12 protein-coding genes and 1 pseudogene are annotated in these 16,649 nt (G+C 58.0%); 3 read left to right on the top strand and 10 right to left on the bottom strand.

Going from position 1 to position 16,649, the window contains the following annotated elements:
- Positions 1–183: 183 nt before the first annotated feature.
- On the bottom strand, positions 184–2,493 hold the full coding sequence (locus JNO48_04635) for a response regulator (GenBank protein QTE69190.1): 2,310 nt from the start codon (positions 2,491–2,493) through the stop codon (positions 184–186).
- A 109-nt stretch (positions 2,494–2,602) separates the two neighbouring features.
- Complete coding sequence (locus tag JNO48_04630; protein QTE69189.1) at positions 2,603–3,418, bottom strand: hypothetical protein; 816 nt, start codon at positions 3,416–3,418, stop codon at positions 2,603–2,605.
- 600 nt (positions 3,419–4,018) lie between these two features.
- Between JNO48_04630 and JNO48_04625 the strand changes: the two genes are divergently transcribed.
- The 3 genes from JNO48_04625 (at position 4,019) to JNO48_04615 (ending at position 8,410) form a co-directional block, all read left to right on the top strand.
- Positions 4,019–6,292: an AMP-binding protein gene (locus JNO48_04625; GenBank protein QTE69188.1), complete on the top strand. Its 2,274-nt coding sequence runs from the start codon at positions 4,019–4,021 to the stop codon at positions 6,290–6,292.
- A 140-nt stretch (positions 6,293–6,432) separates the two neighbouring features.
- Complete coding sequence (locus tag JNO48_04620; GenBank protein QTE69187.1) at positions 6,433–7,191, top strand: TSUP family transporter; 759 nt, start codon at positions 6,433–6,435, stop codon at positions 7,189–7,191.
- A gap of 94 nt (positions 7,192–7,285) precedes the next feature.
- Complete coding sequence (locus tag JNO48_04615) at positions 7,286–8,410, top strand: DUF362 domain-containing protein (GenBank protein ID QTE69186.1); 1,125 nt, start codon at positions 7,286–7,288, stop codon at positions 8,408–8,410.
- A 93-nt stretch (positions 8,411–8,503) separates the two neighbouring features.
- Here JNO48_04615 and JNO48_04610 read toward each other — a convergent pair whose 3' ends face one another.
- The 8 genes and pseudogenes from JNO48_04610 to JNO48_04575 form a co-directional block, all read right to left on the bottom strand.
- Positions 8,504–9,952: a hypothetical protein gene (locus JNO48_04610; GenBank protein QTE69185.1), complete on the bottom strand. Its 1,449-nt coding sequence runs from the start codon at positions 9,950–9,952 to the stop codon at positions 8,504–8,506.
- A 216-nt stretch (positions 9,953–10,168) separates the two neighbouring features.
- The gene (gene ybaK / locus JNO48_04605; protein ID QTE69184.1) at positions 10,169–10,642 is read right to left on the bottom strand and encodes a Cys-tRNA(Pro) deacylase; all 474 of its coding nucleotides are present in this window, start codon (positions 10,640–10,642) and stop codon (positions 10,169–10,171) included.
- A 265-nt stretch (positions 10,643–10,907) separates the two neighbouring features.
- On the bottom strand, positions 10,908–11,816 hold the full coding sequence (locus JNO48_04600) for an alpha/beta hydrolase (protein ID QTE69183.1): 909 nt from the start codon (positions 11,814–11,816) through the stop codon (positions 10,908–10,910).
- 126 nt (positions 11,817–11,942) lie between these two features.
- Positions 11,943–14,096, bottom strand: a complete 2,154-nt coding sequence (locus JNO48_04595) for a PepSY domain-containing protein (GenBank protein ID QTE69182.1) — start codon at positions 14,094–14,096, stop codon at positions 11,943–11,945.
- Complete coding sequence (locus JNO48_04590) at positions 14,089–14,613, bottom strand: sigma-70 family RNA polymerase sigma factor (protein QTE69181.1); 525 nt, start codon at positions 14,611–14,613, stop codon at positions 14,089–14,091. Before JNO48_04590 ends, JNO48_04595 begins: the two co-directional genes overlap by 8 nt.
- 173 nt (positions 14,614–14,786) lie before the next feature.
- On the bottom strand, positions 14,787–15,290 hold the full coding sequence (locus JNO48_04585; GenBank protein ID QTE69679.1) for a GNAT family N-acetyltransferase: 504 nt from the start codon (positions 15,288–15,290) through the stop codon (positions 14,787–14,789).
- Positions 15,282–15,797 (bottom strand): annotated as a pseudogene (locus JNO48_04580) (GNAT family N-acetyltransferase). The gene JNO48_04585 and the pseudogene JNO48_04580 overlap by 9 nt, the downstream one beginning before the upstream one ends.
- A 10-nt stretch (positions 15,798–15,807) precedes the next feature.
- The gene (locus tag JNO48_04575) at positions 15,808–16,635 is read right to left on the bottom strand and encodes a methyltransferase domain-containing protein (GenBank protein QTE69180.1); all 828 of its coding nucleotides are present in this window, start codon (positions 16,633–16,635) and stop codon (positions 15,808–15,810) included.
- Positions 16,636–16,649 lie beyond the last annotated feature (14 nt).

The following is a 16,649-nucleotide window of genomic DNA, read 5'->3' as shown; positions in this document are numbered from 1 at the left end:
TTCCCGTTTTCAGTTTCCGGATAAGCGGTAGTCGGCCTACTTCTTAGGAGGCGACCGCTCTATCCGGCTGAGCTACGGGACCAAAATAACATTTGTAGGCTGAGCTACGTGGGCAAGACGCTTGAAAAGTATAAGCTTCTGAGCTCTATTTGTCAAATGAAAGAGATGCTTAAGGAATGAATTTCAGTCCCGGATCAGGCTTTCCAGAATTTCGAACAGGGTATCGGGTTCCACCGGCTTGGACAGGTGCGCGTTCAGTCCTGCCTGCATACTGCGCTGCACATCCTCATCGAAGGCATTGGCCGTCAGCGCGATAATGGGAATGGATTTCGCGTCCGCCCGGTCCATGGCCCGGATGATCCTGGTCGCTTCCAGCCCGTCCATCTCCGGCATCCGCATATCCATGAGGATTGCGTCATAGTATCCGGGATCATGGCCGGCGAACATTTCTGTCGCGATTTTCCCGTTTCCGGCAAGCTCCGCATCGATGCCCCGCATGGACAGCACCATGGTCATGATCTCAGCATTGACCGGCACATCCTCCGCCAGCAGCACACGCCGCCCGCTGAGATTCACCGTGTTTTCCTTCAATGCTTCATGCTTGCGCCGGTATGCCTCCCGGAACTCATCCAGGACGCTCCCGGCAAACAGGGGCTTCGGGACGAATGTATCGACACCCGCTTCTTTGGCTTCGTCCGCGATTTCATCCCAGTTGAAGGATGTGAGGATGATAATCGGGGTTTTCTCTCCGGCAATCGCACGGATCCGCCGGGTGGTCTCAATTCCGTCCATTTCCGGCATCCGCCAGTCAATCAGGATCAGGTCATAGTCATCGCCCCGGGCATGCCGGATCCGGACCTTGTCCAGTCCCTCCCAGCCGGACTCCGCCGTTTCGCAGCGGATGCCGACTTTCCCGAGGACGATTTCCGCGTGCTCCAGGGCAACCCGGTCATCATCAATGACCAGGACGCTCATCTGATGCGGATCCATGCCGTCCCCGCCGGACTCGCCGGCTTTTCGGCCGGACTCTCCAAGTGTGACCATCACGGTAAAGGTGGTGCCTTTTCCTTTCTCACTCTTTACGTCGATCTGGCCGTTCATCAGTTCCACAATGCTCTTCGTGATCGGCAGGCCCAGTCCGGTGCTGCCGTACCGGCTGGTGGAAGAGGAATCCTCCTGGCTGAACGGGTCAAAAATGTGCGGCAGGAATTCGCTGCTGATTCCGATACCGGTATCGCTGACGGTGAACCGGAGAGTCACTTTTCCGTCATACCGCGCGCCTTCCCCGATGGTGAAACTCACTTTTCCGCCTTCCGGCGTAAATTTAACGGCGTTTCCCAGGATGTTGATCATTACCTGCCGGAGCTTCATGACGTCGCCGATATAATAGTCATCCATGTGCCCGTCAATCCGGCAGTCGTATACAAGCCCCTTATCCCGGCACTGGGTGCTGATGATGCTGTTTACCTGTTCCAGGGCACGGGCGAAGGAAAACTCCTCATGCTTGATGATCATCCGCCCGGATTCAATGCGGCTCATATCCAGGATATCATTGATGATTCCCAGCAGGTGCTGGGCAGAATCACCGATCCGCTCCAGGTATTCCTTTACCTTATCGCTGGCGGTCGGATCATTCATGGCGATGTTGTTCAAGCCAATGATGGCGTTCATGGGGGTCCGGATCTCATGGCTCATGTTGGACAGGAAAGCGGTTTTCGCACGGCTCGCCTGTTCCGCGGAAGCGAGCGCTGTGCGCAGGGCCTCCCGATTTCCGGCCAGCTCCTCAGCTTGCCGGTGCTCCCGCTCCACCGCCTTTTCAAGCTCCCGGCGGTACTCCTCCTTCTCATCCTCGACGACAAAAGAATGCAGCACGCAGGTTCCCAGCATATATCCCATGGCGTAGAAGGGCATCAGGGGATAAAAAACCTGAATCGCGATGAGCAGCGTCATGGCGATGCCGAACATCCCGATTGTAAAATGGCGGAGCCTTACGGTGCCTTCTGATCTTGCAGTGACGCGGAGGGTGTAAACCGAGGTGAGCAGGAACAGCAGGATCTGAATCCCCAGGGTGACAAAGCGCAGGACTCCGGCCTGGTAGGTACCGCTTTCATCGAACCAGAACAGGAGGGGCGTGAAGAAATTGACGATGATGACAACGAGCAGGAAACAAAGGAAGATTTTTCCTGCCCAGCGGAGGAACTTCTCGAACCGGCTTTCCCCGGCCAGGTAGGAAGTGACATACTGCGTCCACAGCATGACGGCCGCGGCCATTGCGGCAAAATGAACGGCCGTATCCGCATACAGGGCGGTCATCAGGCGATGCTCTTCCAGAATGCCCCACAGCAGATCCGTGATGTAGTAAACCAATACACCGATCAGGAAAAACCGGTAATTCCGCATATGCCGGCTGGAATCCTGATCGTGCCACAGGATATCCCGGTTGATGATGAGCAGGATCATCAGGGCCAGTATCCCGATAATCGAATATGTCATAACGGTTTCCTCCGAATATGGCACTATGGATATCCAAATGAAAGAAGGGAAGGTTTTTCAGAAACAGTATAGCGGCAGATATGAAAAATGACAAGAAGGGGAAGGAGGGTCAGATGCTGCCGGAACCGGTATGCCGGCGGATAAACCCGATATCATCGAGCATAAAGCGGAGATCATCGCTGAAGAGCGGAGGCCTGGAATAATCGTTTTCCAGCACGATGGAACCGGCGTAATCCTTTTCCTTCAGGAACGCGAGCACTTCACCTGCCAGGCAATTCCCGCCGGAGAGCGGAGCGCTCTGCAGACCGCTTCCGGCCTTGACGTGCAGATGGGAACCGATCCGGCCGTACCAGGACCGCAGGACATCCATGGTGCAGTCCCGGCTGTGGAGGATGTAGTTGTGGCTGTCGAACAGCAGGTACAGGTTGGTAAAGGAACAATCGCGGAAGAGGTCTCCCAGTTCACCGGCCGGGAGGAGGTTTTCCGTGTAAACGTTTATACCGAGCTCCATGGCGTATTGGCAGGCATGGCGGAGAGCCAGGACCGTATTCTCCCGTCCGGCCGGATCCAGGATCTTATTGCGGCCGAAATTGGGGACGGTGATTCCTTCGGCGCCCATTTCAGCGGCGGCTTCAACCCCGGCATCCAGGGCTTTGAGGGCGATGGCCCCGTCCGGGGTATCCAGCCCTTCCGTGAAGGGATGACGGCAGACGGTGTTGACTGCTACCGGAAGAAGGAGAAGGCCGGATCCGGCGGCAGCTTCCGCATATTCTTTCCGGATTTCCCTTTTGGACAGGGGAAGCCCGTCCTCCCAGCTGCCCACCTCGAGCTGCAGGGTATCAAACCCCGCATTTTTGATCCGGGAGAAGGCGGCGGAGCTGAAATCCGGCCAGCACCAGCTCGTTATTCCAACGGTATATTTCATATCTTTTCCTGCTTCCTGCCCGAAGCGCTTTTCCCGCGGAACCGGCCCGCCATCCTCCATGGGGAACCGTCTGGCCGAACCGGGACAATGCATGCTTCCGGGCGCACTCTTTTCCTGATATAAGGATTTTGCCACGAACTGAAGGAATACGCAACAGGAACGCGAGAAATGAGCGGCAGGGGAGGCATTCCGGGCGGAAACAATGTCTTTTCTCTGTATCTGCCGATCCTTCCGGAAAATAACCATTGACAATCCCCGGATTTGTGCTAAAATTCAAGCAATTTCATACAGGCTGTGACGAAGACGGAACAGCGGGAGGTCCCACAGAGAGCCGGGTATGGTGTGAACCGGCGGACTGAAGCTTCATCCCATCCCTTCCGAGCCGGAGATCCGAACGGATTATCTCAGTAGGCGTCTCCCGTAACTGCTGCGTCAATGCATAGGGCATCAGAGTGTGCCTGAAGTGGTGTGGAAACACACAATTTGAGTGGTACCGCGAGTCATCATGACCCGTCTCAAAGCGAGACGGGTCATTTTTTCTACCGGCCATGCCATCTTGAACGCAGAGAGGACAAAGTTTTCCAAAGGAGGAAACTGATCATGCCGACCCAGACCGACCTCAATCAACTCAGCGCCATCGCTTCCCGACTCCGTGAGATGCGGGAGATCCTCGGCTGGACCCCGGAGGATATGGCCGAAAAGACCGAAGTGACGCCGGAAGAATACCTGCTTTACGAAGCCGGCAAGACGGACATGCCCTTCACATTCATCTACAAGTCCGCCCAGGCGTTCAACATGGAACTGACCGAGCTGCTGGAAGGCCAGAATGCCTTCCTGTCCACCTACACGGTGACCCGCCGCGGCAAGGGCGAGACCACCGCAAGAGAAGAAGGCATCGCGATTTCCAACCTGGCGCCGAAATTCCGGGACAAGATTGCCGAGCCCTACTGGGTGCGGTATGAATATTCCGAGAAGCAGCAGAATGAACCGATCCACCTGGTGAGCCACCGCGGCCAGGAATTTGACCTGGTGCTGCAGGGCAGCCTGAAGGTGCAGGTCGGCGACCATACGGAAGTGCTGCATGAGGGCGACAGCATCTACTACAACTCCTCCCTGCCGCACGGCATGATCGCGGTGGACGGGAAGGACTGCGTGTTCCTGGCCATGATCCTGCCGGGCGAAGAACCAGCGCCCGTGGAGGAAGAAACCGCCGCTCCCGCCGCGGTCCGCGAAGATGAGACCAAGCTGGTTGCCTCCAAATTCATCGATGCGGTGGAGGACGAGCGGGGCCGCCTGCAGAAGATCTCCTTCCCGAACGCGGAGACCTTCAACTTCGGCTTCGACATCGTGGACGGCATCGCCCGGAAGTATCCGGACAAGCTGGCGATGCTGTATGTGGACAAGCACCACGAGGAGCGCCGTTTCACCTTCAAGGATATCAAGGACGCTTCCAACCAGTGCGCCAACTACTTCACCTCCCTGGGCATCAAACGTGGCGACCGGGTCATGCTGGTGCTCAAGCGGCACTACCAGTTCTGGTTCTGCATGGTGGCCCTGCACAAGCTGGGCGCGATCGCCATCCCGGCGACCAACCAGCTGAAGGAACACGACTTTGAATACCGCTTCAACGCGGCCGGCGTGAAGGCGCTGGTGTGCACGGCGGACGGCGATACCGCCGAGATCGCGGAGCGCGCCGCGGCGAAGTGCCCCTCCGTAAGGACCCTGATCATGGTGAACGGCAGCCGCGAGGGATGGCATGACCTGAACGCGGAATACCCGCTGTTTACCCGCCGCTACCACCGCCCGGAGGACGCGTCCTGCGGCAACGATCCCGCGCTGATGTTCTTCACCTCCGGAACGACCGGCAACCCGAAGATGGCGCAGCATAAGCATACCTACGCGCTGGGACACTATGTGACCGCCAAGTACTGGCACTGCTGCGAGCGGGACGGCCTGCACCTGACGATTTCCGACACGGGCTGGGGCAAGTCCCTGTGGGGCAAGCTGTACGGACAGTGGCTGTGCGAGGGCGCGGTCTTCGTATATGACTTTGACAAGTTTGACGCGGCGGACATCCTGCCGATGTTCAAGAAATACAATATCACGACGTTCTGTGCGCCGCCCACCATGCTGCGGATGTTCATCAAGGTGGACCTGGCCAACTACGACCTATCCTCCATCCACCACATGACCACCGCCGGCGAGGCACTGAACCCTGAAGTATACCGCCAGTTCGAAAAGGCGACCGGCCTGAAGATCATGGAAGGCTTCGGCCAGACCGAGACGACGCTGACCATCGGCAACCTCTACGGGACCACCCCGAAGATCGGTTCCATGGGCAAGGCCAATCCGCAGTACGACGTGGACATCGTGGATCCGGACGGCAACCCGGTGGCCAACGGCGAAGTCGGCGAGATTGTGATCCATACGGACAAGAACGTGCCCTGCGGCCTGTACCGCGAGTACTACCTCGACGAGGAAAAGACGAAGGAAGCCTGGCACGACGGCCTCTACCACACCGGCGATACGGCCTGGCGGGATGAGGACGGCTACTTCTGGTACGTCAGCCGGATCGACGATGTCATCAAGTCCTCCGGTTACCGGATCGGACCGTTCGAAATCGAATCGGTTATCATGGAGCTGCCCTATGTGCTGGAGTGCGGTGTTTCCGCCGAGCCGGATGATATCCGCGGCCAGATCGTGAAGGCCTCCATCGTCCTGGTGAAGGGGACCGAGGGGACCGAGGAACTCAAGAAGGAAATCCAGAACTATGTGAAGGAGCACACCGCTCCCTACAAGTATCCGCGGAAGATCGTGTTCCGGGATGAGCTGCCCAAGACCATCTCCGGCAAGATCCAGCGCAACCTGCTGTGATCAGGAGCATTTTCAAGCCCGGCGGAAGCCGGGCTTTTTTCCTGCCGGCGGATTGAAAAACAAGGGAAAGTCCCGTATAATCGGTTGACACAACGGCAGAAATGCCGGAACGCAGAATGAAGAAAGGCAGGCGGTTTCCCATGCGGCTGACCCCGGAAATGTTCCTGATCGTCTGCCCGCTGCTGTTCCTCGCGGGACTGGTGGATTCCATCGGCGGAGGCGGGGGACTGATTTCCCTGCCGGCTTATCTGTTTGCAGGACTGCCGGCCCATATGGCGATCGCAACCAACAAGCTGTCCTCCGCCTGCGGGACCACCCTGGCAACGGTGCGCTTTATCCGGAAGGGACTGGTGAATTTCCGCCTGGCGGTGCCGTCGGTGATGATGGCGGCGGTCGGATCCTCGCTGGGCGCGCGACTGTCCCTGCTGGTGGATGAAGCGGCGCTGAAGTATATCCTGCTGGGCGTCCTTCCAATTGCCGCGTTCTTCGTGCTGAACCGGCACCTGTTCCGGGACAGCGGAAAGCCGGCTGCGGCGGACCGGAAAACGCTGGCTGTCTGCTGTGTTTCCGCGTTTGTGATCGGCATGTATGACGGCTTTTACGGACCGGGCACCGGGACGTTCCTGATTATCGCGTTTACAGTATTCACCCGGATGGCGGTCGGCTCCGCCAACGCCCAGGCCAAGGTGATCAACCTGACATCCAATATTACCTCCCTGGCGGTTTTCCTGCTGAACGGGCAGGTGCTGATTCCGCTGGGGCTGGCCGGCGCGGCATGGAATATGGCCGGCGCCTGGGTGGGCTCGGGACTGGCAATGTCCAAAGGCGTGAAGATTGTCCGGCCGGTGATCCTGCTGGTGCTGGCCCTGCTGCTGGCAAAAATCATCTTTGGTTTCTGACGCCTTGTGTCCGGACTGTTCCCGTTGCGGAAACCGGGACCGGCGTGATATAGTAATCCTACCGAAAAGACAGAATATACGGGGAGGCTTCCGGATGGACAAGGCAAAGGTTTACTTTACGGATTTCCGGACCACACAGGACGTGAGCCTGACGGTGAAGCTGCAGAAGCTGTGCCGGCGGGCCGGGATCGGGGAAATCCCGTTTGAAGGGAAGTTTACCGCGATCAAAATGCATTTCGGTGAGCTGGGCAATCTGGCGTACCTGCGGCCAAACTATGCGAAGGCCGTGGCGGACCTGGTGAAGGAGATGGGCGGGAAGCCCTTCCTGACGGACTGCAACACGCTGTACCCCGGAAGCCGGAAGAACGCGCTGGACCACCTGTACAACGCTGAGGTAAACGGATTCAACAGCATGACGACCGGCTGCTATGTGATCATTGCGGACGGGCTGAAGGGAACAGATGATATCGCGGTGCCGGTTCCGAACGGGGAATTCTGCAAAGAGGCATATATCGGCCGGGCCCTTTATGACGCGGACGTGCTGATTTCGCTGTCCCATTTCAAGGGACATGAGGTGGCCGGATTCGGCGGCACGATCAAGAACATCGGCATGGGCGGCGGCAGCCGGGCCGGCAAGATGCAGCAGCACAACGACGGGAAACCGACGGTGGACCCCGACCTGTGCCGGAACTGCCGGAAATGCGCGAGGGAATGCGGATCCGACGCAATCCACTATGAGACGGGCAAGGCCGTGATCAATCCGGATGAATGCAAGGGCTGCGGCCGCTGCATCGGCGCGTGCGCGTTTGACGCGATCCAAACCGCATTCGATTCCGCATCGGAGATGCTGGGACGGAAGATGGCGGAATACACCGCCGCGATCTGCGCCGGAAAGCCGTGCTTCCATATCACGCTGATTATGGACGTGTCCCCGAACTGCGACTGCCACAGCGAAAACGACGCGCCGATCCTGCCGGATATCGGAATGCTGGCCTCGTTTGATCCCGTGGCGCTGGACCAGGCCTGCGTGGACCTGTGTATGGCGGCGGAGCCGATCCGGAACAGCCAGCTGGGCGACCACCTGGCCCGGGAACACTGGCATCACCACCATGACCCCTTCCTGGATAACCACCCGAATACCAGCTGGCGGGAGACGCTGGCGCATGCCGAAAAGATCGGCCTGGGCACCCGGGAGTATGAGCTGATCCGGATGAAGTAAAACAACCGCCAGGAAGGCAATGGACAACTGCAGAGAAACAAAAAGAAGCCCGCTGCGGGTTCCCGGTGGAACCTGCAGCGGGCTGTTTGTCTGTTACGCTTCGGGAGTTTCATCCGCATCCGCGGCCGGGGCAGAATTGTCTTCATCCGCGGCTTCCTTCGCCGCTTTGCCGATCAGTCCGCCGGTGGTGACATCCCGGATGGCCTTGGGGATATCCAGGCCCACCGCCTCCTTCACGGCTTCGAAGGTCTGCAGCATGGTGCCGGCTGTATCGCGGGCCATGGAGGTCGCGCCGCCTTCACCGAAGAGGATGATCTTCTCGGTCTTGCTCAGGGGCTCGGCCACCGCGCGGGCGATGTCAGGCAGCTTGTCGGTTACCATTTCCATCATGGCAGCTTGTCCGTAGAGGGCCATGGCCTCGGCCTTCAGCCGCATGGCTTCCGCTTCGGCTTCACCCTTCATGCGGATGGCTTCGGCTTCCTTCTGGGCAGCGTACAGGGCGGCGTCCGCTTCGGCCTGCCGGCGGAATCTCTCCGCTTCGGCCGCGGCAATCGCGCTGTCCTTATCCGCCTGCGCCTTTTCACGGATCTCGACATTCAGCTTTTCACGCTGGATTTCGACTTCCTGGCGCCGGAGTTCGGTTTCCTTTTCCAGACGGGTCAGCTCGGCAGCGGCGTGCTCCGTTTCGAAGGTCTTCTGGATACGCTGCTGTTCAATCCGGTAGGCCATTTCCGCCTTGGCGCGGGCTTCTTCGGTTTCCTGCTTGAAAGCGGCTTTCTGGACTTCCAGGTCGCGGTTCTGGCGGGCGATTTCCGCTTCCGCCTGCATCTCGGCGAACTTGGATTCCTTTTCGGCGGCGGCTTCAGCCACACGCTTGTCCTGTTCCTTCTCCGCAACGTTGCGGGCCGCCATCGTGTCGATGACGTTGCCGTCCTTGTCGGAGAAGTTCTGGATGGTCAGGTTGATGATCTCCAGGCCCATGTTGCTCATGTCGCTCATGGCGGCCTTGATGGATTCCTGGGCGAACTTGTCACGGTTCTGTACCAGTTCGGCGATGGTCATCTGGCCGATGATCTCACGCATGTTGCCTTCCAGCACGTCCTTGGCCAGGGATTTGATCTGCTCGGGATTGTAGTGGAGCAGCTGTTCGGCGGCTGTCGCGATAGACAGGTCATCCGAACCGATCTTGATGTTGGCCACCGCGTCCACCAGCACGGAGATGTATTCCTTGGTGGGGACCGGCTGCGCCGTTTTGATGTCCACCTGGTTCAGGCACATATCCAGCTGGTCAATCCGCTCAATGGCCGGGATGTAGAAGGTCGCACCGCCACGGACGATCCGGTAGCCGAATTTCTTGGAAGATACGGTTCCGTCAGGATTGCGGACCTTGTAGTTCCGGCGGATCAGGCCGGAGATGATCAGCGCGGTATCCGGCGGGGCGATCTTGTAACGGGGAATGAACTTGATGAGGATGATGATGCCGACGATGGCAATCAGGATCCAGTACCACCCGGTCTCGAGGAAATTGAGGAAATCGTTCATTGGGGTACTCCTTTCAGATTTAGTTGATCGGTTCATACGGAACCGGGGAAAATATGTTCCGGTCATCCCTGACCTTGAATCAAGGATAGCATTGAAACAACAGGGAATAAAGAATGACCGCGGCGGATTATTTGCATTTAATTTTCCTGCCGGCGAAATATACAGCCCGGATTCCCGCAAAAAACATGAATGTTTTTTTCGGCTCAGACCGGGAAATCAGACCAGGTCGGCAAGCTTTGCGTCCGCAGCGCGGAGCAGGTCGGACGGGCAAAGCTCAATCTGGAAACCGACCTTGCCTGCGCTGACGCACATGGCCGGAAGCTCCCCGGCAGACTGATGGATAAATGTCGGGAAATGCTTTTTCATCCCGATGGGGGAGCAGCCGCCGTGGATATATCCGGTGAGGGGCAGAAGCTCCTTCTGGGGAATCATGCTGACGGACTTTTCCCCGGCAGCCGCTGCGGCCTTTTTCAGGTCCAGCTCCGATTCCACCGGAATGACAAACACATAGTAACGCGCGGGCTTTCCGACGGTAACCAACGTTTTGAACACGTGGGACGGCTCCTGGCCAAGGAGAACGGCGATCTGCAGGCCGGTCATCGTGGCGTCCGGCTCGTAGGAGTGGCTCTGATACGCAATCTTCTTCTGTTCCAGCACCCGCATGACGTTGGTTTTTTCTTCCTTTTTCATCGCCCGGTCCTCCGTTTTTTCTATGTGTCAGTATATACGCCGGAGTGACAATAATCAAGTTTTTATGCTGTCTGCGGAAGGCATGAAAAAGAAAAATAACCGGGGTTAATTTGCCCCGGTAATCCTGTATATTTCCGGAAAACCATGATATCCTTTAACCACGGTGAGGGGATCACCGCAGGATGCGAAACATAGCAGCCGCAATAACAGAAACGGCGCCAGGCTATGCAGATACCCGGCAGCGGAACCGCTGCCGGGGCTTTTGTTATTTCCCGGAATCCGGGACGATTTTCCGGAGGAAGTCGGTGACGATGATCCGGTACATCTCCGGGTCTGTAAATACGGCATCGGCATGGCCGGCATTGGGAATCATATGGACTTCGCTGTAGCCCGCGGTGGCTTTGCTCATCTTCCGGCTGTGCTCCGGGGCAACCAGTTCGTCACAGGAGCCGTGCATGAACAGCAGAGGGATCTGGTTGTCCGCCAGTGCCTCAATGGGACGCATCTGCCGGAAAGAGTATCCGTAAATCACTTTTGCACACATAGATGCCACTTTAACCATAAAAACAGGCAGATGATAGCTGCGAATTGCCACTTCGAACACAGGAACCATATCATAGAACCCGCAATCCACCACCGCGAAGTCAACCGGCGGCTTTTTCTTCAGTACGGCGACCGTGGTACCTGCGCCGAGGGATTCCCCGTGCAGGCCGAGGACCTTCATATCCGGATAGCGCCGGCGGCTGTCCAGGATCATGGCGTACAGATCCTCCCGCTCCAGGATGGTGAAGGTGGTGATGGTTTTACTGTTCATTCCGTGGCCGCGGAGGTCATAGATGATGACGTTGTATCCGTTGTCCAGGTAGATCCGGGCATATTTCAGCGAACCGTAATGATTGTCCGTGAAGCCGTGGGTGATGAGGATATACCGGTCTGTGGGGACAGGATTCGGCAGGAACTGGGCATGCAGGATATAGCCGTCGCCGCAGGTGACGGTGTAGTCGGTCTTTTCCATGCTGTCATACCAGGACAGGTCGTAATGATGCTCCTGCCAGGCCCGGGAATCCTCCAGGGAGTGGTGGTGCATATTTTTCATCGCGTAGATCACCAAATAAACGCTGATTCCGATCATGAAAACCAGCAGAATCAGCAGCGCGATTCCCACATAGAGCATTATTCATCTCCTCCTGCCTGTGACTATTGTACGACATGAAGGTCCGGAAGTCCATTGTTTTCAGCCGCAGAGACAGAAAAAAGACTCCCGCCGCATGGGCGGCAGGAGTCTATCCGCATAGAAAGATTACCGGATTTCCTCACAGCGTAGTACGAATCCGCCTTCATCCAGCTCCACCTCATAGCCCGGTTCCCCGGCTTTGAGGGCGGTGAAGCGGGCAGTGAGGCCGTCCACATGGGCTTCGTAGAGCTCCGGATTGTCCACTTCGATTTCAGGGAGATCCAGTTCCAGGTCTCCGTACTTGTAAGTGATGGCATATTTGGCCAGCGGGATGACGCCTTCCTCCTCCAGGAGAACCTTCCGCCAGTTCTTCTCGAGGGAATACAGGACATAATCGGGGGTGTACTCAGTCCTGTACAGATCGACGTTCAGGATTTCACCGGTTTCGGCGTCCAGTTCAAACACGGCATCCGCCGCGGAATCAGCGATGACCCGGATCTTCCAGACCGGATGGGGCTGCGCGTCGATCAGGATGCAGGTGTTGACCTCCGCCCACCGGTGGTTAACCTGCTGCAGGGCCAGTTCCTGGGCCCTGTGGTGGTCAATGCGTACGGAGTCCTCCGTGGGATACTGCCCCATCTTCAGCAGCTTTGCCTCGACGGTCGTGGGTTCGAGGGGGTCCATTGTCAGCTTCAGCTGGGCCCAGACATCCTGGTTCCAGGCGTCCCATTCGCCGTTATCCACGCTGTACCAGCCGTAGATGCTCCAGTAACGGCTGTACAGGTTGTCCGGATTGACGCCTTCCGAGTCAACGCTGATATCAGAGACCGTTCCGTCCCGGGATACGGATGCGGAGACATTGCCGTGCTGCAGGCTGCGGGTAATGAACCAGACTATGCGCTGATCCCTGCCGAAGACCTTCACCTCATATTCGTTTTCATTCAGCAGATCCAGTCCGGGATGCTCCGCCCGGACGGCTTCCGCGGCCAGGCGGATATAATCCGCCTCGGTCAGCAGGCCTTCACGCGATTTGGTATAAGCGGCTTCCGCAACCAGCACCATGGTTTCGCTGTCGTCCCGGGTCATTTTCCGGATGCTTTCCACTTGCCCGGAGATGCTGTCTACCGATACGACCTGGATTTCATCCGGCGTACCCATCCGGATATATACCGTGAGGGTGACCAGCCAGGTGCGTTTTCCTTTGTACTCGGTGAGAACGGCGGAGCTGCACACGGCCTGCGGGTTGTCCAGCGCAGCTTTGGCTGCCGCGACGGCATCCGCCCGGGAAATATCGCTTTCCGCGGGTTTCGGATATCCGGTCAGGGCAAATCCCAAGGCATCCGGATACCAGACGCTGTCCGGATCCATCTTTGCGTCCGCCATCATGTCATGCAGCTGCCGCAGGGCGGAGGCCGGCACTTCATGATAATACGGGCTGTTGATGCTGAGGAAGGCTTTGACCAGGTCATCCGCGGTATACGGTTCCGTCCAGTCGGGAACCGAGCCTTCCACTTCCAGGGTTTCGTCCGGATCCGCGTCCTCGAAGGAAACGGAATAGGTGCCGAGCATGATATCTTTCGGGAACAGGTTGAAATACCAGTAAGCCGGGCTGTCTTCGCTGCCGCGCCAGAAGCCGCGGTCCAGGATATAGCTTTCCCGGTCCGCCGGATCCAGGGCATCCCCGAATTCAGCCTTCAGTGCGGCGAACGCGTACGCTTCCGCCTGCTCATAGGTCATGTTGCCTTCCCCGGGCAGGTTGGGCGTGTATTCCTCATTGAAGCCGATATCCGCCAGCAGCTTTTCGAACCAGTCCTGCTGCTCCAGCGTCCAGGTGCCGTAGTTGCCGCCGAAAGCCTGGCGGCAGATTTCCATGATGGTCTCTTCCTCGTTGTATCCCTGACCGCTCTTCAGGACCTGCATCAGGGCGTTGTTCTCCTCCAGGGTAAAGCCGTTTTCATCGAGCGTCTGAATCAGACGGGCCAGCTGTTCCGGTGAATAATCCTGATTTGCCACAATGCCCGTGTCGTTTTCCAGGGCCATGGGGACGGCTACCTGTTCCACAATTTCCTGCTGGCTCAGCAGCACCGCGGCAACGGCAACGGCCGAAACCAGCACCAGCACCAGCGCGAGCACCAGGCCGGTTTTCAGTTTATGTTTCATGACTTTTCCTCCAATCGCGTTCTCATACAGCTGATCGCGCTCCCGGGAGGTGGTATGGATATGGGCCAGCTCTTCGTTCAGTGCCTGCTGGACCCGCTGCTTCATGATCTCATTACTCATGCGATTCACCCCTTTCCAGCGCGCTTTTCAGGAGGGCTTCCGCTTTCCGGAGCCGGCGGTGGATGGCGGCTGCTGAAAGTCCCAGCACAGACGCGGTTTCCTGGATCGTGAGCCCCTGGTAATAGTAAAGCAGGATGATCTGCTTATATTTGTCCGGAAGATCCATGACGATCATGGAGACGGAATTGTCAGCCGGTTCGGCGGCCACAAAGTGTGGAGGCAGATCCTCCAGGGCGTTCTGCCGGTCCACATGCCGGAACCAGGCGGTCCGCCGGTAATCCCTGCAGGTGTTCACTGCGATCCGGAGCAGCCAAGCCTTCTCATGGGCAACGGGTTTCCGGGACGGATCGTCCATGTACTTCCAGGCCTTGATCCATGTCTCCTGCAGGGCGTCTTCCGCCATCTGCATATCGGACAGGTACAGGTAACAGGTTCTCAGAATGGAATCTGAATATTGCTCAATCCATTCGCTGAGCTTCTGTTCACGGGTCATGCCGGGTACCACGGCATGCTCCATAGCGATCACCTCCGCTTCAATGCGGCAGGCCGCCCGGACCGGGCAGCCGCCAGCACGTTTTCACCTATTAAGACGAGTGCGTGCGCGCTTTTTTTCACTTTGGCAGAAAAAAATCACCGGCGGGGATAAAATGCCGCCGGTGACGGAAAGGGACAGCCGATCATACAGGCCGGTTAATTCCTGGCCAGGTGTTTGACAAAGCAGGCGATCCGATTGGCTTCGGTAAAGCCGGTGCCGAGATGGAACAGGCGGCTTTCGCTGTTCGTCAGCTCACAGTCGCTGGCAAACTCCGTGCAGCCCATGGATGCGGTCCACAGCTCGCAGCTGTGCAGCAGCCGGGCGGCCACTCCCTGGCGGCGGTATTCTTCCGCCACATAGACGCCTTCCATATATCCGACAGGGCTGGATTCCGCACCTTCCACATAGTCGTGCCGGAGCTGGCACTGGGCAAAGGCAACGGGCTCCCCGTCCGCAAGGGCCAGGAAGACGGCGCATTCATCGTTGGCCAGCAGGTCCTGCATTTCCCCGGTCAGTTCATCCGCATCATGATCCGGCCAGAGCCGGGCTGCCAGCTCCGCAACGGTCCGGGCATCCTCCGGGGATGCTTTCTGAATGAACACCTTTACCCGACAGGCCGGCGCGGGGCCGGATACCGGTTTTTCCACGGGTTTGGACATATACAGGAGCAGGTCGTCATCACAGGTGTACTGCGTGTCATACGGGGTGCAGGGCTTATCGCCGTACCATACGCCGGATCCGTCCGGCACATAGCCCCGTTTGACATACATCCGCTGGGCACTGCCATAGCCGTTGTGCAGGCCGACACCGAGGCATACTTTATCCGAGAATTCCGCGGCCACCTGCTCCGCCACATCCATCAGCCTGGAGCCGATGCCATGCCGCTGGTATTTCTGGAGCACACCGAAATTGTTGATTTCCGGATATCCGGAGGAGACGAAGGGACCTTCCTTCGGGGAACGGTAGACGTTGACATACCCGGCGACCTCTCCCCGGTATTCCGCGGTCAGCGAGACGCACTTTCCCTCCTCATGATCCCGGAGCTCCTTCAGGAACCATTCCGGACTGGAATGCCAGCCCTGGCGGATCTGCTCATCCGCAATGATCTGCGCATCGCGCTCTTCCCGGGTCCGGATGGTAATCTCATCGTCCTGGTAGTAAATCACGGTTTTTTCCTCACATTTCTTTTCGTTTCAGGATCCAGATCAGGTTGCTTTGATACCGGGAGGCGGAGGACGGGTCATTCAGGTCTTCCTTATCCCCGTTGTATCCGCGGTAAATATCCGCCACCTCAAAGCCGCACAGCTTTGCCAGGAGGAACATCTCCCAGCGGTTTGTCTGCCGCATCCGCAGGGGACGGATCCGCTCCCCGATCATTTCGCCCTTTTCGTTGAACTCCTCGAATTTCCAGTTGCCGTACATCTGCTGTGTATACGGGTTGTACGTGATGGCGTTCCAGATCTTCTCCCGGTTTCCGCGGCTGTTGACGTTTTCCAGGCGGAAGGAATAATCCTCCGGGGCGGTTTTCATCTGCTGCGCCTGCATCGGCGGCCAGGGGTCAAATGTGTTGAGCGTCAGGATTCCGCCGGGCAGCAGCTGCTCCCGCAGGTTCCGGAGGGCGGCCTCCTGCAGCGCCTGGGTCGGCAGGTGCATGAAGCCGCTGCGGGCGATGATCGCGAGGGAATACTTCCGGCCGGATGAGAAGACTGTCATGTCCGCCGGGATGATGTTCAGGCGCAGGCCCATGGCATCCGCCTTGGCCGCAGCTACTTTGCACATCTCCTCCGACAGGTCCGTACCGTCGATGTCAATCCCGCGCTCTGCCAGGTACAGGAGCACGGCTCCCGTACCGCAGGCTACGTCCACCACACCGCCGGAGCCGTACTTCCGGGACAGGTCCAGGTAGAACTCCTGAAAGTTTTCGTGATGATCGTCATGGGCGTACATCACTTCGAGGTAACGGTCATAGTTTTCGGCAACATCCTGATAATCGTGCAGATCCATGGTAATCCCTCCCT

The sequence above is a fragment of the Clostridiales bacterium genome (genome assembly GCA_017569285.1).
Taxonomy (GTDB): domain Bacteria; phylum Bacillota; class Clostridia; order Christensenellales; family Aristaeellaceae; genus Aristaeella.
This window is presented reverse-complemented; position numbering and strand designations above follow the sequence as displayed.

Bases quoted from the DNA above. Each gene is read 5' to 3' on its own strand.
- JNO48_04635 (QTE69190.1), bottom strand. From the start codon at position 2,493: ATGACATATTCGATTATCGGGATACTGGCCCTGATGATCCTGCTCATC.
- JNO48_04630 (QTE69189.1), bottom strand. From the start codon at position 3,418: ATGAAATATACCGTTGGAATAACGAGCTGGTGCTGGCCGGATTTCAGC.
- JNO48_04625 (QTE69188.1), top strand. From the start codon at position 4,019: ATGCCGACCCAGACCGACCTCAATCAACTCAGCGCCATCGCTTCCCGA.
- JNO48_04620 (QTE69187.1), top strand. From the start codon at position 6,433: ATGCGGCTGACCCCGGAAATGTTCCTGATCGTCTGCCCGCTGCTGTTC.
- JNO48_04615 (QTE69186.1), top strand. From the start codon at position 7,286: ATGGACAAGGCAAAGGTTTACTTTACGGATTTCCGGACCACACAGGAC.
- JNO48_04610 (QTE69185.1), bottom strand. From the start codon at position 9,952: ATGAACGATTTCCTCAATTTCCTCGAGACCGGGTGGTACTGGATCCTG.
- ybaK (QTE69184.1), bottom strand. From the start codon at position 10,642: ATGAAAAAGGAAGAAAAAACCAACGTCATGCGGGTGCTGGAACAGAAG.
- JNO48_04600 (QTE69183.1), bottom strand. From the start codon at position 11,816: ATGCTCTATGTGGGAATCGCGCTGCTGATTCTGCTGGTTTTCATGATC.
- JNO48_04595 (QTE69182.1), bottom strand. From the start codon at position 14,096: ATGAGTAATGAGATCATGAAGCAGCGGGTCCAGCAGGCACTGAACGAA.
- JNO48_04590 (QTE69181.1), bottom strand. From the start codon at position 14,613: ATGGAGCATGCCGTGGTACCCGGCATGACCCGTGAACAGAAGCTCAGC.
- JNO48_04585 (QTE69679.1), bottom strand. From the start codon at position 15,290: ATGTCCAAACCCGTGGAAAAACCGGTATCCGGCCCCGCGCCGGCCTGT.
- JNO48_04575 (QTE69180.1), bottom strand. From the start codon at position 16,635: ATGGATCTGCACGATTATCAGGATGTTGCCGAAAACTATGACCGTTAC.